The 20733-nt window shown below is 59.2% G+C and carries 11 protein-coding genes; 6 read left to right on the plus strand and 5 right to left on the minus strand.

What is annotated here, in order from left to right; translation table 11 throughout:
• Positions 1–125: 125 nt before the first annotated feature.
• From AC4LE2_RS07480 to ppnN, 4 genes are all read right to left on the minus strand, one after another.
• A complete protein-coding gene (locus tag AC4LE2_RS07480; RefSeq protein WP_491825155.1) occupies positions 126–4856 on the minus strand; it encodes a dermonecrotic toxin domain-containing protein in 4731 nt (1576 codons plus the stop codon).
• A gap of 133 nt (positions 4857–4989) precedes the next feature.
• Entirely contained in the window at positions 4990–9726 is a 4737-nt protein-coding gene (locus tag AC4LE2_RS07485; RefSeq protein WP_491825156.1) for a dermonecrotic toxin domain-containing protein, read from the minus strand.
• Between the two features lie 102 nt (positions 9727–9828).
• The gene (locus tag AC4LE2_RS07490) at positions 9829–10404 is read right to left on the minus strand and encodes a GNAT family N-acetyltransferase (RefSeq protein WP_491825157.1); all 576 of its coding nucleotides are present in this window, start codon (positions 10402–10404) and stop codon (positions 9829–9831) included.
• Between the two features lie 63 nt (positions 10405–10467).
• A complete protein-coding gene (gene ppnN, locus AC4LE2_RS07495) occupies positions 10468–11841 on the minus strand; it encodes a nucleotide 5'-monophosphate nucleosidase PpnN (protein WP_491825158.1) in 1374 nt (457 codons plus the stop codon).
• Between the two features lie 250 nt (positions 11842–12091).
• On the opposite strand from ppnN, the gene AC4LE2_RS07500 reads away from it, so the two are divergent.
• From AC4LE2_RS07500 to AC4LE2_RS07520, 5 genes are all read left to right on the plus strand, one after another.
• On the plus strand, positions 12092–12832 hold the full coding sequence (locus AC4LE2_RS07500) for a substrate-binding periplasmic protein (RefSeq protein WP_491825159.1): 741 nt from the start codon (positions 12092–12094) through the stop codon (positions 12830–12832).
• A 95-nt stretch (positions 12833–12927) separates the two neighbouring features.
• On the plus strand, positions 12928–13602 hold the full coding sequence (locus AC4LE2_RS07505; protein ID WP_491825160.1) for an HAD family hydrolase: 675 nt from the start codon (positions 12928–12930) through the stop codon (positions 13600–13602).
• Positions 13603–13723: 121 nt separating this feature from the next.
• Complete coding sequence (locus tag AC4LE2_RS07510; protein ID WP_491825161.1) at positions 13724–14821, plus strand: transglycosylase SLT domain-containing protein; 1098 nt, start codon at positions 13724–13726, stop codon at positions 14819–14821.
• 961 nt (positions 14822–15782) lie between these two features.
• Positions 15783–16676 (plus strand): sigma 54-interacting transcriptional regulator, encoded by an 894-nt coding sequence (locus tag AC4LE2_RS07515; protein ID WP_491828078.1) that lies wholly within the window; start codon positions 15783–15785, stop codon positions 16674–16676.
• 63 nt (positions 16677–16739) lie between these two features.
• On the plus strand, positions 16740–17648 hold the full coding sequence (locus AC4LE2_RS07520) for a sigma 54-interacting transcriptional regulator (RefSeq protein ID WP_491825162.1): 909 nt from the start codon (positions 16740–16742) through the stop codon (positions 17646–17648).
• A 36-nt stretch (positions 17649–17684) separates the two neighbouring features.
• Here AC4LE2_RS07520 and AC4LE2_RS07525 read toward each other — a convergent pair whose 3' ends face one another.
• Complete coding sequence (locus tag AC4LE2_RS07525; protein WP_491825163.1) at positions 17685–20093, minus strand: type III effector HrpK domain-containing protein; 2409 nt, start codon at positions 20091–20093, stop codon at positions 17685–17687.
• Between the two features lie 230 nt (positions 20094–20323).
• On the opposite strand from AC4LE2_RS07525, the gene AC4LE2_RS07530 reads away from it, so the two are divergent.
• Positions 20324–20674, plus strand: a complete 351-nt coding sequence (locus tag AC4LE2_RS07530; protein ID WP_491825164.1) for a type III secretion system major pilin HrpA — start codon at positions 20324–20326, stop codon at positions 20672–20674.
• The last annotated feature ends 59 nt before the right edge of the window (positions 20675–20733 follow it).

A 20733-nucleotide genomic window follows, 5' to 3' on the forward strand; every position in this document is an offset into this window, starting at 1 on the left:
CTCCGGTTCGCTCGATTGTGTATAAGACTGGTACAACCGTGGTGGGTTCAGGCCAGGTCAGCCCTCTATAGACAAAAAGCGGACCGGCGGGAACATTGCCACGCCGGTATTAGGCTAATGCGGCTTCAGCCTGCAGCCACGTCATGGCGTCCCAGTTGCAACGCAAGCCAGGTGACCGAATCGGCATTGTTCAGGATGACATCGGCGCGTATTGCCGGATCGCCTTGGTACGCCGCAATCACGCTAGCCAAGTCATTCATCCGGGTAAGCCGCAGCAACCGCCTTAAGCTGGCGCGTTCTGCATTGGGAACACGGTTCGCGGTCAATAGGGTGAATAATCCGCTGCCTGGCGTATCGTGGCTGAGGCTTCTCCGGTCGGCCTCCAGGCTTACCTGCTCACTGTTCCAAAAGCTGGCATCCAGAAGGTCGAAATACGGCGTCTGCAGGCCCAAGTAAGCGAAGTCCTCGGTCCCTAAGCTCAGGTGAGAAAGCTCATGGATCAATACCATCGATTGCAGATAGCGCAGCGGATCGAAACCACTGCGCAGGGCGCTGGCCGCCACAGGGGTTACCGTTGAGGGGTCGAAAAAGGTCGTGCTCAAAAAGATCCGCCGCTTAGGGTCGGTGGTTACTACGAACGCCACATTCATGTCGTTGCCCGGCGCAGGTGTGCACAACACCCAACGGTTGCCTTCCCGCAAGGACGTACTCACCGCTTCGGCATACAGGGTCTCGATCGCAGCGTGCAAGCGCTCTGTCAGCCTGGGGGTCGCCTGGCCTGGCCCAAAAGTGTCTTCGAGCACCGCGCGGGTATGGGCAGTAATCATGGAAGGCGAGGCAAGCTTGCGTTCGGCGCGATGCAAGATGCGTTGTGCTTCGATCAAGCTGGCCTCCAGGTGCGCCGCATGGGCAGGCTTGTAACGCCTGATCTCACGCAGGCCCGTTTCGGTAACTACAAATTCGCCTTTAAGCGAATTCAACACCTCCACTCGTCGATAGCGGCTGGCGACTGGGCCGCCACCGTGCAGACCAAGGTCCAGTTGCCACCGATTGTGCGCACCAATGCGGATGGGCGGCCCCCATGACAGGTCGCGGTCAACGATGTGCCACCGCTCACCTCGCTGTGCGACCTGAAATACCTTGCCCTCAACGCTGGCATAGTAGTGAGCGCCTTGTTGGTAAAGACGCAAGGTGGGCAGTGCAGTCAGGTCGCTGAGAGAAAAGGCAGTCACTTCCATCGCTGCCAGGCGCCGCCGCAGCGTAGGGTGCAGCTCGCTGCCCGGCCGCCATGACAGGGTTTCGGCTGGAAATTCAAGATGGCGGGGCGTCGCCACCGAGAACAGGTTAACCATCGCGGTGATCATTTCCGATAACGCTTGGCCCCATTTGCGTTGGCTCGCCGCCGCCCATGCATCGCCTACCAGCTGGTGGCTTTGCCACAAGCCGATGATGACGGCAAACGGCATGGGCAGAAACATGGACCCCTGTTCTACGGCCAGCCCTATCAGATAGCGAAAGTCCTGCCACCGCCTGTCTTCGGCGGTTGCGGTTTGAGCGTGGGCCATGGCGCGCAGCAGCGTGAGGTTGTCGTTGTAGAGCTGGTGGAAGGCATTACCCATGATTGGGGTAATGATCCATTCTGCAGGTATTGGCTTGCCCACCCAGTCGGTGATGGGCTCTGGAATGAACCGATTCAAGTGGGGGCGGGTGAAGCCGCCTTCGGCATAAACCGGCTGGCGCGACACGTCTATGCGCTCCAGAAGCGCTGCCTGTAGTGATTCACGGGTGCGCAGGGCATCCTGTAGTTCAGCCAGGTGCGTGTATTCCCCAAACGAGGCCTCTTTTGAATACAGTGTGAACAGCACCAAAGGCCCTTCGCCCGCTAGGTCGTGCAGAACGTAAACCCCCTCACAGGTATCGGGCGCAAGGTGATGCGCAGCCCTGACCTGCAGCAGGGAAATTGCAGTGTTTTGAAGGCCTGCATCGCGGCGAGCCTGATCGTCAGGGGTCTGCGCCACCCGCTCGATCATCTCGAAAGCAACAGTGCCTAGTACCCCCTGCAGCTTCAGCGCAAAGGCGGTCATCATCATTTGCCGGCGAAGCTGCTGGATGAAACGGCCGCGGCGTTTTTCATGGTCGGGGCTCTCGGCGCTCAAGGTGTGCTCTAGCAACTGCCGGTAACTCGCCCCACAGTCGAGCCGCCGAATCAATGAGCGGACGTAGAGTGCATCCAAGCCAGATGGCAATGCCGTGCCGTCTTGTGTGCCGAGCGTCATGCTTTCACGAAGCCACGCGGTGGGTTGCAGCGCTGCTTGGCTTAAGGTTTGTACGTGGGTCGTGCTCGCCGCGGGGATGGCGGATGGCAAGTTACCGATCGGTACCAGCGCAGGTACATAGGCCCGGCTGGTAATACGAACGTTGTCGGGGTCAAGGTTGTTGTCAAAGCCGTCCTCTAGCAAGCCTTGCCTAACCTTTGACCGGGCAAACGCATCCAGGGCGGGCAGCCCCTCCAGGTAGTCCTGTTCTGGGGAGGCCACTTGTGCGCAATCGCGCAGGTATTCAGTGAATTTGGCTTGGTCACTCGGCTGGGCCTTCAGCAGCCAGGCGGGCAAAACGGTAGACGCCTGATGGCCTACCCAGCGGATGGCGAGGCGCGCTAACCCGGCGGCCAGGTTGTCACTGGTGGTTATGCCGTCAAGCAATACACTGGCGATGCGTGCGCTGAAGTGGCTTTCACGGATAAGGCGTAGTACTTCGTTGCTCTGTTGTACCCGTTGGCCGTGCGCGCTTTTGTCCAAGCGATGAAGCAGCGCGCCCTCCATGGGCCAGTAGCTGACGTTCAACGTCATTGGCGCACGGCTATCGTATCGGGCTTGCAGCAATGCGCTGCCGAAGAGCGGTAATAGCCCTACCCAGGGATTGTTGACAGCTGGCCGCTGCAGCCCGGCGATGATGCGTTGAGTCAATACCTCAAGCGAGGGAGCGACGCGAATGCCCAGCGCGGCGGACCAGAACAACACCGTGGTGTCTTCGGCTTGGCCTGTGCTCAATGCGGGCTGAAGACGAAGCACCGCCACGTCTGCCAAGCGAAGGGAGAGCCCCGCCTCTTGGAAGGTGACATCAATACCGAACGCCTGAGTGGCCGCTTGGGTGTCCAGCGCGGTCTGCAGCAGCCCCAGGCCCGCGACGGGTGCGGAGCCTTCACGCGCCGCGAGGGCCATGTCTGCCCGTATCACCCATTCCAATGTTGCTTTCATGAGGGCTTGGGGCTCTACCCACCGGGTATTGAGGCGGCGGCCCTGATGGTAAAGCCGCTCCAACTGCTCTTGATAGCGCTCGGTGAAGCGTGGGGTGGCCTGTGCCAGACAGCGTTCAAGGCTGCGGATATCCAACCCCCCTGGCGCGGGGTCCATACCCCACTGCAAGGTAGCGTCCGCTGGAAGCGGGCCCGGTTGGCGGCCACTGAAGCGCTCCAGCAGCAGGTCATCCAGCGCGGCGGTGCGTTGCGCGCCGTTGGCCGAAAAGGTCACGCGCAGCGTTTGGGGGGTCAACGTCTCGTGGAACAGTATCAACCAGGGCAACAGTAGGCTGTCGGTCACCTGTTGAACCCCTGGTTGGGCAAAGGTCGCATCGCTACGGCTGGTACTTACCTGCTCCAGCAGCACAATCATCTCGCTTTCATGCTCGGGAATGGCCTTAGGATTGGGTAGGGGAGCCGGATCAGACACATCATAGGTGGCCCAACGGGCAGTAGGATCAAGTTGGAAGAGACGCCGGTCCACGCATTGACGGATATCCAGCGCGTCTTCCAGCGGCACCATCATCGATAGCACCGGGTCGTCCTGGTATCTGAGCAGTGCACTGTACACGTCAGCGTTTTGGGTGGAACGGAGGTCATCCACAGCACTTTCGAATGGCGCGCCGAAGAGGGGGACCACGATCAACTGTCTTGGATCGCCCCGGTTCCACCGGGCCCGGCTCGCCGCAGGCAGGGCCCTCGGTGCAACAGGGTCCTGTGCAAGGCCCAACAGCGCTGCCTCGTCCGCGAACCAGTTCAAGCCGCGCTCAGGTCGATACAGACAGCGCTCAGGGCTGCCCGGCAAGTACCATACCAGCCACCCTGCCACGGTCCTCTGCACGTTTTGCTCATCCTCTTTGGTCGCCAGGCGCGCCCAACGAACCTCAGTGGCGTGAGGGTCTATGCTCAACAGTACCGGGGCAGCGGCCTCTGGTGGTGCCCGTCGCGCGCTAAGTAACGCTTGGTAAAACCCTTGTGCGTACGCGTGGTGTAACACCTGTTTCGACGTTCGCCCCACGGGCCCGGCCTCCCAATACGCATCGAGCGCGACGAGCACCGCCGTGGCCGCTGCCAGGTCAGCTCTACCTGAAGTGCTGTTCAACGATGGCACTGTCGCCAGCGTTTGTGCGGCGTGCTCCAATCCTTCCACACGGTGTGTCAGGTACTGTGTCATCTGCGCCCGGAAGGGTTCGCGCTCGATCAATTCCAGTGACAGCCCTTCGGTGTCGACACCCCAACTGGCCAGGGCTTGGGTCAACCCCTGATGGTTGGCGTAAGGCACCACGCCATAGAGGGGTGTAAAGAGGTAAACCAAAGGTGAGTTGGCAAGGCTGAACAGCAGCGCACCTTGTAGTCGGCAATCGAGGAGCTGGTTCTGCGGCGGTACAAATTGGTCGTAGCGGCCCAGAGTGGGATCGTGCTCATGGCCGGCCAACTCAACGAGGGCGGACTGCTCCAGCAGTGACAGGGTTCCGTTATTGACCTGTTGTTCAATGCTGTTCAGAAACTGCTGTTGCAGCGCGGCAGCGTGGAAAAATGGAAGGGTAGGCGTGGGCATGGTGCGGTTCCGGCTAGGATCGGGCCGCTACGCTAAGGTCGCCATGAGTACTCGGTGCATTACATAGGTGCTACCTTGGTCGACTGTGTAGGGGTTGGCGGGTGGCTCCAATAGCTGCCCGCCAAACGCCTGGCTATACCTCGGTTTCGCGTGCGGCAGGCAGCTCGCGGCCTAACTGCAACGCCAGCCACGTGATCGAATCGGCATTGTTGAGGATGATCTCGTTACGAACGGCAGGGTTGGTCTGGTACACCGTAATGGCCCCATTCAGGTCATTGGCCTGGGTCAGCCTGAGTAAGCGCTTCAGGGTTGCGCCGTCGGAGGGCGGCAGGTTTGGTGCTGCCAGGTTTCGAAACAGGCGGCTGGCCGGTGTGTCGTGGCTTAAGCTACGCCGTTCGGATTCGATGTGGGCCTGCTGGCTGCGCCACACCGTGGGGTTTACCAGGTCGAGATAGGGTGTATCCAAGCCCAAGTAAGTGTAATCATCCGTGCGCAAGCTCCAATGCGACAACTCGTGTATCAACACGGTTGACTGCAGGTAACGCAAGGGATCGAAGCCGGCCTGCAATGCTGCGAACGACACTGGCGTAACGGCAGTGGCATCGAAAAAGGCGTCACTCAAGAAAATGCGGCGCTTGGGGTCGGCCTGGATAATGAACGCCACGCTTAATTCATTACCCGGGGTTGGCGTGCCGAGTACCCACCGGCTGCCGTTGCGCAAGGTGGGCCCTACGGCTTCGGCATAAATGCTTTCGAGGCTCTGGTGCACGCGGCGAATCAGCGTGGGCGTCACCTCGCCTGGGCCGAAGGTGTCTTCCAGCACGGCGCGGGCCTGTGGTGTCAGAGCGGTTGGGTTCGCCAATTGTTGTTCCGCCCGATGCAAAACCTCTTGCGCGTGCGTCAGGCTGGTTTCCAGCCGCGCGGCATGGTTGGGTTTGAAGCGGCGAATCTCTCGAAGGCCAGTTTCAGTCACCACAAATTGTGACTTCAGCGAGTCGAGTATTCGCTCGCGACGGTACCGGCTGGGTACCGGGCCGCCTCCGCGCAGGCCAAGGTCTAACCGCCAACGCTGATCGTGGCCCAGCGTGATAGGCGGGCCTGCTCGCAAGTCCGTATCGAGAATGTGCCACCGGCCCGCCTGCTGCCCTACCCGGAAGACTTTGCCCTCCACACTGGCATACTGCTGCGTACCTTTTTCATACAGCGCCAGAGCTGGCACGGGCGTTAATTGAGCCAGGTCCTGATCCATGACTTCCATCGCCCCCAACCGCTGGCGCAGCTCAGCGGACAATTGGCTACCGGGGCTCCAGGCGAAGGCCTCGAGGGGTGTCTCCGCAAGGTGTGTTGGCCCCGCCAGGGACAACAGGTTGGCCATGGCGGCGACCATTTCCGATAACGCCTGCCCCCATTTGCGGTTGCGCGCGGCGCTTAACGCCGCCCCCGCCAGTTGACGGCTTTGCCACAAGCCGATCACAGCCGCGAACGGTATTGGCAAGAACATGCTGCCTTGTTCCAGCCCAAGGCCTATCAAGTAGCGTAAGTCTTGCCAACGGGCCTCCTCGGTGCTCACGGTCTGCGCCCTGGCCATACGTTGCAAAAGCTCCAGGTTATCGTCGTACAGGCGGTGAAACGCATTACCGGCCACGGGCGGGGTTAGCCATTGCGCTGGCGCTACCGTTGTTACCAAGTCACTGATCACCTCTGGCAGCACGCGGTTTGTATGAGGCCTGCTAAAGCCGCCGTCGGCATAGACAGCGCGACGCTGGGGGGCAATCCGTTCAAGCAGGCTATCTTGCAACCGAGCGTCTGTACGCAGAGCCTGTTCGAAGGTTTGCCGATTGGTATATTCCACGAAGCCTGCGTCGCGTGCATACAACATGAACAGCACCACTGGCCCTTGCCCTGGGCGTTGTTCAAGCACATAAACGCCTTCGCAGGTATCAGCGCTATCACCCGGTCGGGCCCGTACCTGCAACAGAGAGAGGCTTACGCTATCAAGCCCGGCATTGCGCCTGGCCTGGGCATCTGGCGCCTGGGCCACCTGTTCGATCAGGCTGAAAGCGGCTGCCCCGAGCGAGCCCTTGAGCTTGAGCGCAAATCCAGTCATTAGCATTTGGCGGCGTATTTGCTGGATAAACCGCCCTCGGCGCAGCCCGAATTCTGGGCTGTTGCGTCCCAAGGTATTGTTTAGCAATGCGCGATAATGCCCGCCGCAATCAAGCTGGCGCACGAGTGAACGCACATACGCAGGGGTGAGCGCGGCGGGCACCTCTATACCTTCACTGTGGCTAAGGATCATGGTTTCCCTTAGCCAGGCTGAAGGTTGCAGCGCCGCTTCGCTCAGGCTTTGCTCGTGTTCTCGGACGGCCGCTGGAATCGCTGAAGGCAGGCTGCCGATGGCCACAGGCGCGGCCACATAAGCACGGCTAAGGATCCGCACATTATCTGGGTTCAGGCTGGGGTCAAAACCGTCGTCAGTCAGCTTACGTCGCACTTGCAGGCTCGCGAAGGTTTCCAGAGAAGGCAAGCCATTGAGGTAGTCCACGCTCGGCGAGGCCACGCGGGTGCAGTCGCGCAGGTAATCGATAAAGCGCTGCTGGTCCACCCCTGACGCATCTTGTACCCAGCGTGGCAGTACGTCCCGTGCCTGTTGATCCACCCAGCCTTGCGCAAGGCGGCTCATGGGGCGCCACAGGCCGTCATTGGTGGCGATCCCGTCAAGTAAGACCCGCGTGACGGCTGGGCCGAACCGCCCGGTACGCAGCAAACGCATTACCCTGGTGCACCGCTGTAGACGCTGACCATGCGTGCTCTTGTCCAGGCGATGGATGAGGCTGCCTTCCATCGGCCAGAAGGTTACCTTCACCTTGGCTCGCCCGCGCTTGCCATAAAACACCCGCAACACCGCTTTGTCGACGCCTGGCAATAGGCCAAGCCAAGGGTTGCCTGATGCGTGCTGGCTCATCTGCTCGGCAATATGTGCGCTCAACGCCTGGAGGTTGTCAGCGTTCCTGAAACCTAAGGCTGCTGACCAGAACAGGACCGGCTCTCCCTCCAGGGGGGTGTCCGGCGTTGGCCTGCGTTGCAGCACCGCCACGTCACTCAAACGAACAGAGGCGTCGTGTTCCAGTGCCTCCAGGTCAATGCCATAGGCTTCAATGGCGTCACTGCCGTCCAGCGCACGCTGTAACAGATCCAGAGCAGAGGCGGGTACGGTTGCCTGGCGCCTTGCCAAGGCCAGCTCGGCGCGTAGCACCCAGTCAAGGGTTCGTCGCAGAATGCTGGCAGTATCGACCCACGTACCATTGAGGCGAACACCGTGGTGGTAGAGGCGATCCAACTGAGCCTGGTAGCGCTCAGCGAAGTGTACGACGCCGTAATTGAGGCAGGCCTCAAGGCTAAGGCCATCGAAGCCGGAGATAGGTTGGTAGCCATTCCAGTCCAAGGCAGCTGTCGGTGGCAGTTGCCGCGTCTGGTGCCCGGTCAGGCGTTCCAGCAATAGGTCCTGAAGGGACAAGGCGCGTGCCGGGTTGCTGCTACCAACCCGAATGCTTAACTGCCTGGGGTCCACATGCTCTCCAAACACCACCAGCCAGGGCGCTAGCAGATTATCGGTTGCCCAATCCACACCTGGCTGGGTTAAGGCCATGTCGTTGCGGCTGTCCTGCACGGTCGAAAGCTGCGCGAGCAGCTCACCTACTTGTGTGGGAAGGCGGCTTGGGTCAGGTACCGGGGAGCGCTCAGGCACGACCAGGTTTGACCAACGTGCGGCAGGGTCCAGGGCTGCAAGACGTCGATCCAGAAGCGCGCGAATGTCCAGCGCGTCTTCCAGGGCAATCATGACGCGCTCACGGGAGACGCCCTGGTAACGGCGTAAAACCGTGTAGGCATTGATGTTTTGCGCTGCCCGCACAGCATCGATGGCCTGGATGAACGGGTCGCCCTGTAGGGGCTGCACTGTCAGCCGAGGCAGCCCATTCACGCTCCAACGCGCTTGACTGGGCGCGGGGAGGGATGCAGGGGGCTGCGTTTGCATGGCCTGGGCATGGAGCAGTGCTTCCTCACTGGCATACAGCAACAGGCCAGCGTGAGGGCTATACAGGGCGCGTTGGGGGTGCCCTTGTACGTACCACACCAGCACCCCGGCGAAGGTGGACTGGCCTTGCTCATCGTCCAGGCATACCTTCGCCCACTGTATGCCAGATGCTGCGAGGTCGGTTTCCAGCAAGGTGCGCGCGCCGATTGCGGGTGATTGGCGAGCTTCCAATAGCGCCTGCCAGAACCCCGCCGCGTAGACCTGCTGGAGCAGGACGAGGCGGGTAGCCTGGCTAGGGCCGGCGTCCCAGAACGTGTCTAACGCCTTGAGGAAGGTAGTGACAGCTTCAGCGCCCCCTCGATCGTATTCAGTGCTCAGCACTGGCAGGGCGCTCAAGGCCTGCGCGGCTTGGGCAAGGCCTGTGGCGCGGTGTAGCACGTAGTGCTCCATTTGCGCCTCAAAGGCTTTGCCTTCGATGAGTTCTAGCGACAGCCCCTCAGTGTCGATTCCACGAGCAGTAAGGGCTTGAGTCAGCTTCGCATGGCTGTCGTAGCAGGTAAGCCCAGCCATGGGCGTGAACACATAAACCTGCGGCTCGCCAGGCAACGTCAGCAGCAGCGCCCCGTGCAGGCGCGCATCCAGTACCTTACCCGGCGCGGGCACGAAGCGGTTGCATTGGCCAAGCGCTGGGGTATGAGCCTGAGCGGTCAACGCCCTTAGGGCCTGCTGCTGCGCCAGCGTAATTTCACCGGTTTGGAGGAGGGTCGGCAGGCCATCGGCAAATTGCTGGCCCAAGGCTGACGCATGAAAGAACGGAAGTGATGGCGTGGGCATGGCGAGGGTCCGTGGTGGATGGACCGCCACCCTAAGAGCCGCTGCAGGGCGCTGGTGGTATCTAACTGTTCGCACTGATTGCCAGTGGCGCCTGCGTGGTGGTTATCGCTTGCGCTGGCTAGACACCAGGTTTTCGATATTCTTGCGGCCAATTAGCAGCGTGCTGGAAGGGCTGGCGGCTTCAAGTTCGGGCTGCAACCACTTGAACATCACCAGGCAATCGACCAGCCCTTTGCGTGCATGACGGTAGGCTTTGGGCAGGCGACCTACCACGTCAAAGCCCAGCTTTTGCCACAGCGCAACGGCAACCTTATTGGTCGCTACGACTGAATTGAACTGCATTGCCAGAAACCCTTGCTCCCGTGCCAGGGCCTGCGAGTGCTCACACATCAGGCGCGCAACGCCACGCCCACGCGCGGCTTCAGTGACCATGTAGCCACAGTTGCACACATGGCTCCCGGGCCCTGCGGCATTGGCCTTCAGGTAATAACTGCCCAGTATCACACCGTCCTCTTCAGCGACCAGGGTATGGGCGGGTGTTTCAAGCCACAACGTCTGGGCCTGGGCTTGGGTGAGCGCCGGGTCATAGGCATAGGTTTCGCGTGCAGTAACCGTTGCGTGGAACGTGGGCCAGAAGTGAGGAAAGTCCTCAGGGGTCATGGGGCGGATCTGAATCATCAAAACGTCCTGCAGGGGTAAGGCGCCTCGCCTGGCGGGCGCCGTGTCGAAAGGCTTCGGGCGTTACTGGACCACGCGGTAGCAGGGTACATATGCCTCACCGCCCGGCAGTTTCATGCGGTGCTGGTCTACGAAGGCACGCAAGAGTTTGTCGAGCGGCTGCATGATGCCGGGGGCACCGTGGATCTGGTAGGGGCCATGCGCCTCGATCAAACGAATGCCTTGTGCTTTGACATTGCCTGCCACGATGCCTGAGAAGGCCCGGCGCAGGTTGGCCGCAAGGTGATGCGGGGCGATCTGGTGATTGAGTTCCAGCCCGGCCATATTGTCGTGGGTAGGCTCGAACGGGCGCTGAAAACCTTCCTCGATCCGCAGCAGCCAGTTGAAGTGGAAAGCGTCGTTGCGCTCACGCCTGAACTGCTTCACGGTTCGCAGGCCTTGGGCCATTTGCCGAGCAACCTCAGCGGGGTCATCGATTACGATGCTGTACAGGGCCTGCGCCTCAGCGCCCAACGTGGCGCCGATGAACGCATGCAACTGTTCGAAATACGCAGCGGCGCTACGCGGCCCGGTGAGCAACAGTGGGAAGGGCAGCTCACGGTTATCGGGGTGCATCAGAATGCCTAGCAGGTACAACAGCTCTTCGGCAGTACCCGCGCCACCGGGGAACACGATGATGCCATGCCCAACCCGCACGAAGGCTTCCAAGCGTTTTTCGATGTCCGGCAGGATCACCAGCTCATTGACGATCGGGTTGGGCGCTTCAGCAGCGATGATGCCCGGCTCGGTCAGCCCTAGATAGCGGCCACCGTTAAGCCGCTGCTTGGCGTGTGCGATGGTGGCGCCCTTCATCGGCCCTTTCATTACCCCAGGTCCACACCCCGTACAGATGTCCAGCTTGCGCAGGCCCAGTTCGTGCCCCACCTTCTTGGTGTATTTGTACTCGTCAGTGCTGATCGAATGACCGCCCCAGCACACCACCATTTTAGGCTCTAGCCCCGCGCGCAACGTACGGGCGTTACGCAGCAGGTGAAACACGTAGTCAGTGATGCCTTGGGAGTCGCTCAGGTCGATGCGCTGGCTGTCCAGCTCACTTTTCGTGTACACGATGTCTCGCAAGGCACTGAACAGCATCTCGCGGGTGCTGGCAATCATTTCGCCGTCCACGAAGGCGTCGGCGGGGGCGTTGACCAGCTCCAGACGAACGCCGCGGTCCTGCTGATGAATGCGGACTTCAAAATCCTGGTAAGCGTCTAGAATCGTCTTGGCGTTATCGACGTGCGCACCCGTATTGAGAATGGCCAGGGCACATTGGCGAAAAAGGGTGTAAATGCTGCCAGAACCCGCTTCGCTCAGTTGCTGAACTTCGCGTTGCGAAAGGGTTTCAAGGCTACCTTTGGGGCTGATAGAAGCGTTGATTACGGCTCTTGCGGTCATACTCGGTTCCCTAAAAGCGACCCCGGCAGGCACTTGAGTGCCGGGTGTCCATTGAACTGCCTTGGGCAGTCACGCTCAAGCCATTGTTTCGAGCATTGCCATGGAAAGCAAACGTCAACACCGCGACTACGTCTCACCCCTGGATGCCATTGGGCCGGGCAGCACCGCCCGCGCTGGTCACACGCCTTGCCAGCGCTTATTGTCGGCAGGCTGATGTCTCCCCGTGGCTAGCTGAGCACCAAGGAAGTGTATGCAAGGTTTTCTACACCGTTGTAGCCTGCTGTTCCTGCTGTTACTCGCCCCCTATGCCGGGGCCACGACACTGCGGCTAGCCGGCGACCAGTGGCCGCCGTACCTGGACACCAACGCCACCGGTAATGGCCTGGCGGCGCGCATCGTCAATACGGCGCTGGAGCGCGCCGGCTACACCACGACCCTGGACATCGTGCCCTGGGCCCGTGCGGTTCAGGGCCTTGGCGAAGGCCGCTACGACGTGCTGCTTACCGTTTGGTACAGCGACGACCGTACGCTGATAGGCCAGCACTCGGTGGGCTACCTCACTAACCGCATTCTGTTCTGGGCCAAGCGCGGCTCAGGCATCACGTTCAATTGTGACCTCGACAGCCTGCGCAGCTACCCCATTGCGGTGAGCAGGGGCTATGCCTACAGCCCTGCCTTTGGCAAGGCGTCGGCCCTACAGAAGGTACCCGTGCGCAATTTTGTAGCGGGCGTGAACATGCTGCTCGCCGACCGGGTTGGCCTGGCTGTTGAAGAGGAGCGCGTGGGCCATTACCTGTTATCGCGCATGCCAGCCGCTGCGCACGGGGTGATCGAGCCGTTGCCGGTGCCTTTGGCTGAAACAGACCTGCGCATCCTGGTTAGCCTTAAGACAACCAGCCATGAGCAGGTCGTTCAAGCCTTCAACCAGGCAATCGCGGCGATGAGGGCAGACGGTACCCTGAAAGCCCTTATCTCGCAGGACAACCCGTGAGGGACGGTGGCATGGCGTCATAGACTGAACGCCTGAGGCTGGCAGCTTTCGAAAGGCCTTCGATTGTCTACTGACCTTTATAGAGATGTAACGCCATGCGCCCGCAGACTTCATTCCTGTTCGACCTCGACGGCACGCTGACCGACAGCGTTTACCAAAACGTAGCGGCCTGGAAACAAGCCTTGGGCGAGGAGGGCATCCCGCTGGCGATGTGGCGGATACACCGCAAGATCGGCATGAGTGGCGGCCTTATGCTCAAGAGCCTGTCGCGAGAAACCGGTCTGGACATCAGCGAAGCGCAAGCCAAGCGTTTGAGTGACATTCATGGGCAAGCCTATGAGGCCTTGCAGGGGCAGATCATTGCCTTGCCGGGTGCCGTGGCCTTGCTGGAGCAGCTAACCAAAGAAGGCTTGAAGTGGTGCATCGCAACCAGCGGTGAAATCTCCACCGCCAAGATCAACCTCAAAGCGCTGGGCCTGGATATCAAAGACATCAACATCGTTACCCGTGACGATGTCAGCTATGGCAAACCCGACCCCGACCTGTTCCTGGCGGCAGCGCGTAAGCTTGAGGTGCCTATCGATGAGTGCCTGGTCATAGGGGACGCTATCTGGGACATGCTCGCAGCCCGGCGCTGCAAGGCAACCGGTATTGGCCTACTGTCCGGCGGCTATGACATCGGTGAGCTAGAGCGTGCCGGCGCGCTGCGGGTGTATGAAGATCCTCTGGATTTGCTCAACCACTTGGACGAAGTGGCCTCGCGTCCCTAGACCTGGCGCGAGCTTAAGCCTCGCTGATCGTTCAACAGGATCTACGCATAGATAGCCAGGCGGAGGAACTGTCTGGCGTGGCGCACCACATAGCATCGTTCGTCTCAAGGTGCTTGCGGTTATGTTTACTTCCCATCGATTGTCGTGGTCGACCTCCGCCCTGCGCCACATGCGCCCTGGGCTGGGCTGTTTAATAGCGTTGTGCGTAGGGTGCCAGGCCCACGGCCCCTTGGAATTACCGGATGCCCGGTCGCCACAAGTGGTGATGCGGGGCTATTCCGCCCCGGCTGTCTCGGCAGACAGCGGCGCCGACCTGGTGGCACTGCCGCGTCTGGCTGGTCAGGGCTCGGGTATCTGGGCACGGCTTGGGCAGAACGCAGGCCTGTGGCGCAAAGCCGGCGGTAATCCACGTATTGATGAACAGTTAGGGTGGCTGGTCGACAATCGCGGCTTTGTCACCCGTGCCAGTGGTCGGGCCAGCCCGTATTTGCATTTCATCGTGCGCAGCCTGGAGCAACAGGGCCTCCCTGCAGAGCTGGCGCTGCTGCCAATGATCGAGAGTGCCTACAACCCCACTGCCGTATCTACACGTAATGCGGTGGGGCTCTGGCAATTCATGCCCGCCACGGCCACGGACGTCGGCCTTAGACGCAGTGCAGGCTACGACGGCCGACGCGATGTGCTGGCTTCCACCGCAGCCGCAATGGGTTACCTGAAACGGCTTCACACCTTGTTTGACGGTGACTGGTTGCTGGCCCTGGCGGCCTACAACGCAGGCGAGGGCACCGTGGGCCGTGCGATGGAAGCCAACCGTCGCAAAGGGCTGCCTACCGATTATTGGCACCTACGCTTGCCACGGGAGACCGCTGAGTACGTTCCACGCCTCCTGGCACTCTCGATACTGGTGAGTGCGCCGGAAGCGCATGGGGTGCGCCTCACTCCAGTTAACGATGAGCCGTACTTCGTCAAGGTGCCGTTGCCTCACGCAGTAGACTTAAAGCAATTGGCACAGGCGTCAGGCGTATCTGAAAAGGCGCTAAGGCAGCTCAACCCTGCTTACCTCCAAGGCACTACCCAGGAAGGCCCTGGGCACCTATTGGTGCCGGTGTCAATGCAACAGCCTCTGATGGCCTCGCTGAGTACCTTGCCGCAAGGCCTGGTAGCGCCAGGTTACCTGCCTAATGCCCCTGTTGTTGCCGTCACTCAGACACACCCTTAGGGCGCTCCGCGCTTCGACGTCAGAGGGGGGCGCCGGCCATCTGAATTCCGGCGCCCGCGCCCTGGCGCCAGAATTCTGTCCATAAGGTACTGATTTACTTGTATAAAAAAAGCGCCTGAAATCTGCCTCGGCGTTTGAGTGTTAAAAACTTCTCACTAAGTTACATTTTTAAACATTCATGCAAACGTTTGCGGGCAGCCTTCGCAAGCTCCGATCAATCACGTGAATATTGTTACATTCCGTTTGGTATTGGCGCCTCAGGGCGCTTTTGTACACGCCCCAGACATGGCGAAGTAGTGTCTCATTTGGCAGGGTTTCATCCCCAGGCCAGCCCCTAAAGCCACCTTCTACATCACAACACCCTGCCCAATCCCCCATGAATTCAAGGGGATACGGCTGTCTCTTGACCCTGCTCTGAAAAAAGCATTAGAGCAGCGTAGTTGTCACCAAAGATAAACATCTTAAAGGGTAGTTGTTCGCAACTTGTTTCAGCTAGTTTAAGTTGTCGAGAGGCTCAATATTAGACGCGCTCCAATGCTGTGGACTTAAGAAGGATCCAATGAATGGTGCTTAATTAAGGCGCCTGAAGCTACGTTGTATTTTTTAAAGGTTATAAAAGTTAGTGTTATTGCTTAGTTGCTTAAAGGATTAAGGAAATCAATTATGACAATTATTTAATCAATAGTTAACTTCTTTAACCCGTTGATTTAAAAGGATTTTAAAATTAATTTTGTTCATTAATTACAATATTTTGGCTTAGCGCATGTCCTACAAAAAATAAAATGAGCGTTTGAATTTTTGCTTAAAAGAGGCCGATAGCTAAGAGCCAGCATTTGTGTTTAGTCCGATAGATTATGCAACTGATCCACTTGTTGACGTATTTGCCGAGGCGGCTATACACTGCGGACACCCCGTAAAGTGAGGGATGTCAATGAAGGACAAAGTCGCTTTAGCTGATTGCATGGATGGTAGTCAGAAAGGTTCGCTAGACATACACGGCGGCATATTAAACTCTAACAATATTGATATGGACTTACTCGTCTATGGCGAGACTGGCACTGGCAAGGACACCTTGGCCAAGCAAATCCATGACCTCTCGGGCAGAGCGGGTGCCTTTGTAGGCATCAACTGCGCAGCAATCCCGGATGGGCTGGCAGAGAGCCAGCTGTTTGGAACGATGAGCGGAGCTTTTACAGGCGCCAGCCGAGCGCGCCAAGGGTATATAGAGGCGTCGGATGGCGGCACGCTGTACCTCGACGAAATCGACAGCATGCCGCTGTCGTTGCAAGCAAAGTTTCTACGCATCCTTGAGGCGCGTGGTGTGGAACGGCTAGGCTCTACGGCATTCATCCCGGTGAACCTGCATGTGATTGCCTCAAGCCAACAACCGCTGGATGTACTGGTGGAACAAGGGAAATTCAGACGCGACCTGCTGTTTCGTCTGAATATGCTAACGATCAAGCTGCCGCCATTGCGCGCTCAGCGTGACCGGATCCTTCCGTTGTTCGACCAGTTCACCCAGGCGTGTGCCGCAGAGCTGAACCGTGCTGCTGTCTCGGTGCTGGATAGCCGCTTGATTCAGGTACTGCTCAGCCATGCATGGCCGGGCAATATCCGGGAGCTCAAGTCTGCTGCCAAACGGTTTGTGCTGGGCTTTCCGTTGTTGGGAGAGACGCCGATACACCTGCCCGGTGAGCAAGAACTACCGGGCCTCAAGTCGCAGTTGAAGGTCATTGAGCGGTTGCTGATACAAGATGCCCTCAAGCGTCACAAGCACAGCCTTGACCTGGTGATTCAAGAGCTCGAAATACCCAAACGTACCCTTTATCACCGTATGAAGGAGCTGGGCGTTTAATCGAACCGTCCGATCACGAAAAGGGATTTCGATGTGGCGATCTTTTCCCTATCGAGGTGAACAATGGGCGACTACGATTTGCTCAATGACCCATTTGGCTTTGGCAGCACCGCTGCGAACCTTGAAGTCATTGCCCAAAGTCTGTCCGAACTAGGTATTGACGTATTGCTGGCCGGCGAAACCGGCTCAGGCAAGGACACCCTCGCCCAGCGCATACACGCCATGTCCGGCCGCAAAGGGCCATTCGTGGCCATGAACTGCGCAGCGATCCCGGAATCCTTGTGCGAAAGCGAGCTGTTCGGTGTGGTCAGCGGTGCCTATACCGGCGCTGAGCGCTCCCGCATGGGCTATATCGAAGCGGCCCAAGGTGGCACGCTGTACCTGGACGAGCTGGACAGCATGCCCCTGGCATTGCAGCCCAAGTTGCTGCGCGTGCTCGAATCCCGTGTGCTGGAGCGATTAGGGTCCACTACCCCGATCAAACTCGACATTTGCATCATTGCCTCGGCCCAGCGGCCGCTGGACGAATTGGTGGAGCAGGGTGCGTTTCGCCGTGACCTGTATTTCCGGCTCAATGTGCTCACGCTGAAGCTATCGCCGTTGCGCTTGCAGCCTGAACGCATTTTGCCGCTGTTCCAGCGCTTCGTAGAGAGCACGGCCGTGGAGATGGGCCTTGAGCGTGAAGAGATAGACCCTATCCTGCACCAGTTGCTGCTGAGCCACGACTGGCCTGGCAATATTCGGGAGCTCAAGTCCGCTGCCAAACGCTTCGTGCTTAAGCTCTCGGTGTTGGGTGACGGTGACAGCGAAGGCAGCGCGAACACCGGCCTCAAGTCGCAGTTGCGGCTGATCGAGCGGGTGTTGATCCAGGAGTCGCTCAAGCGCAACCAGCATTCCATTGACGCGGTGAGCCGTGAGCTGGCGATCCCCAGGCGCACGCTGTACCACCGCATGCGAGACCTGGACATCTGAGAAACGGCTGGCCTTGCGGCCAGCCGGTATGTTGTGTCAGTGGGCCTTTGGAATACCGAACTGTTCCAGGGTGGGGTCCACGTTGTGGTCGAAGCTTTCCTGCTTCTTGTGCTTGTTCACCGCATCGATGATTGCCTTGATGCCAAAGCCAATGGCCAATGCTGCATCGATTGCCCAGCCAATCGGGCCCGCAGCCGCGCCAACAGAGGCCGCTGCTGCCAGCCCTACTGCTTCACCCGCCACCATGCCTGCAACCCGACCCGCCACAGCGCCGGCCATCCGGCCTAAACCGGCAGAGGCATCTTTGCCCAATGCCTGTGCGGCAGCGTTGTAGCCCAGCTTGCCAGCTTCGGCCGTGCCGCGTGCTCCATCGTAGATGGCCTTGGCGGCACCGGACTGGTCGCCGTTCTTCAGCTTGTCCTGAACCGTCAACAAGCTAGCCACACTCAATGCCGAGCCACCGATCAACATCCCTTTTTGAGAACCAGTCAGCCCTGCCTTGGAGGTTTCCTTCTCCACGTTATCGCGCAGGTTTGCGTACATTTCCTTGCCGGTCATTTTAGTGGTATCGGCATCCTTGGGCAGGGTACCGGCTGTCTTCAGGTCCTTGAGCACGTCGACGCCTTTTTTGGTCGTGCTCAACGCCGCCATGGTGGCTGCTGCGTAACCATCGTTGGCTGCTGTAGTGACGTCTTGGCTCAAGGCAGAGTCGTAGGCCATCTTCTTGGAGTCAGTTGTAGCCAGTACATCCTTGGCGTCGGACTTCTGGTCCTTCTTGAGTGCGCTTTCTACCGCCTTGCCCTGCACGAAGCTCTCTTGGTAAGAGTCGTTCACCTTCTGCTTGAGCGCGGCGTTCTTAGGGTCGTTGAGCACGTCCTCAGGGGTGATCTTCTTGCCCGTCACATCGCCTTGCAGTTTTAGCTCTGCATTGAGCCCGCCTAGCGCTGTGCTGTAATCCACAGGTACCCGGTCTTCAGGTTTTTTATCTTTGTTCGCCTCTTCGGCCGCCTTTTCAGCGGCTTTCATCTCCTTGCCCAAGGCCGCCCCAGACGCTACCTCAGCCTGATGCGTTTCGAAGGCTTTGTTGAGTTTAGGGTTGCCCTCAATCATCGCCTTTTCCTGCCCAGGGACGGCTTTGTCCATGTACGCCTTAACGTCGGGGTCGGCCTGCAACTGAGCAATTTTTTGCTGCAGGGCCTCTGACGTTTTCTGCGTCTTGCGCAGCTTGCTGCCGCCATCGACCTGCTCCTGGGTTTCCTGGAGCTTGACCATCACGGCAGCTTTTTGATCGCCGGTGTATCGGTCGGGGTGCTTGAAGACATCTTCGTTGAGCTTGCTGATATCGACGTTGGCCACTGCGTTACGCGTTGCCGCATCGCTCATCATGGACGCGAATTCGCTGCCGGACTTGGGTGCCTGTTTCTTGATCCACTCGTCGATGTTCTTGGTGCTGATTTTCTTGTCGGGGTTGTGGGTTGCCAGGCTCTCGCCCTCGAAGCCGCCCTGGTCCAGCATTCTCAGAAAACCAGGTTGAGAGAAGGTTTTGGCGGTTTCCGCCAGGGCAGGTGACAGCCCCGGATTACCGCTTTGCAGCCCCTTTAGCGCGTCGCCGGTGATGTACTTATCGACCTTGCCGTCTTGATTTAGCGCGCCTGCCTTGGCCAACGGCTCGTTAGCCCGCAGCATTGCAGCCTGGCGCACCATGGCCAAGGATTGTGGATCGGCATCCGGGTTGTCCTTCTGGTACGCCTCAATGTCCTTCGTAGCGGCCCCAGCGGCCTTTTCCATGTTCTTGGCAAAGGCTTTGTAGTCATTCTTGGAGATATCGCCGTCTGGCTTGCCGCCGTGCTTGGCCGTATCCAGCGCAGTTTGCAGGGCAGGGTTAGCCTTGATGAAGTTCTGGGCATCTACATTGCCCTCGGCCGCCATCTTCGCCGCTGCCAGGGGGCGATTAAGCTCCTTGGCGGCCTGCTCCCGCTTCTCAGGTGGAAGATCGGCGACCAGTGCGTCGTACTTCTTCAACTCTTCTGGGGAAGAGTACTTGGAGTTATCCAGGAAGGAGGCGTCGGCAGCTTTAGGCTCGGCTTTAGGTTCAGACTTGGTCTCTTCAGGAATCGACGTGCGGCCTTGGACGCTGTCCGTTCGCGCTGGTGCTTGAGGCTTTTCCGTGCCCTGACTTGGCGTGGTACCCGCCGCAGGCTGTTTCGGCGTGAGCTTAGCGATAATATTTTCTACTGTTTGAACGATCGAACTCAATTCGCTATTGGTAGGGTTCGAGCCGGCTCGTCCAGTAGATGCTGCCAACGTGGGGCTAGGGCCCCCGAAGTGAACGCCGCCCTTGTTCCCTGCGGGTTCGCTGGCGCCAGTTGATGGCTGCCCTGTCAGGAGGCGCTCCGCAAGGCCTCCGCCGTCGCTCATGCCGGGTGTTTGGTTGGATACGCGCATAGCAGCCACCGTCCTGTGAATTGTAAGTGAGCTGCTGAGTGGTGAGTGGCAGGCGATGGTTCCCTTGTTTATTAAGGGCGCGAGGCTAACGCGAGGGCGTTCGTCCTGAGTGTTATCGGCCGGATTGAATTTTTTTTAAATTTGCTTGGAACTGACTTGAATGCCCCTGCCACCTATCGAGCAACCAACAATGTGGTTGGTCTTTCGTCACACTAGAAGAGGTTCATATCATGGTAGCTGGCGTTCAAAATACTAGCACTGGGCTTACTGGCATGATGAATAACACCATCAATGCGGGTGGCCAAGTGCTTCAGTCAGGTAGCTCAGGCGTTGCGGGCGTTAAAGACCAAAACGCACTGCTCGAAGGCACTGGTGACGGTAACAGCCGCGCCCTTGACGCACAGCGTGCCGCGTCTGAAAGCTCCGACAAAAACCAGGCCGCGCTGATCGCGATGCAAGAAAAAGAAACCGAGCGCAAGCAGCAACAGGACGTGCTCAACGCCATCCGTTCCGGCAAAGAAGACTCGGCCAACAAGAGCATCAGCGCCACTGCACAGAACGCCAAAGGCATCAGCTTCTAAGTGCAGCCAGCCCGCCCGTTTCGCTCAGTAAACGGGCTATCACCACTCCAGTGAGGAAA

This window comes from Pseudomonas sp. 9.3L (assembly GCF_058536285.1).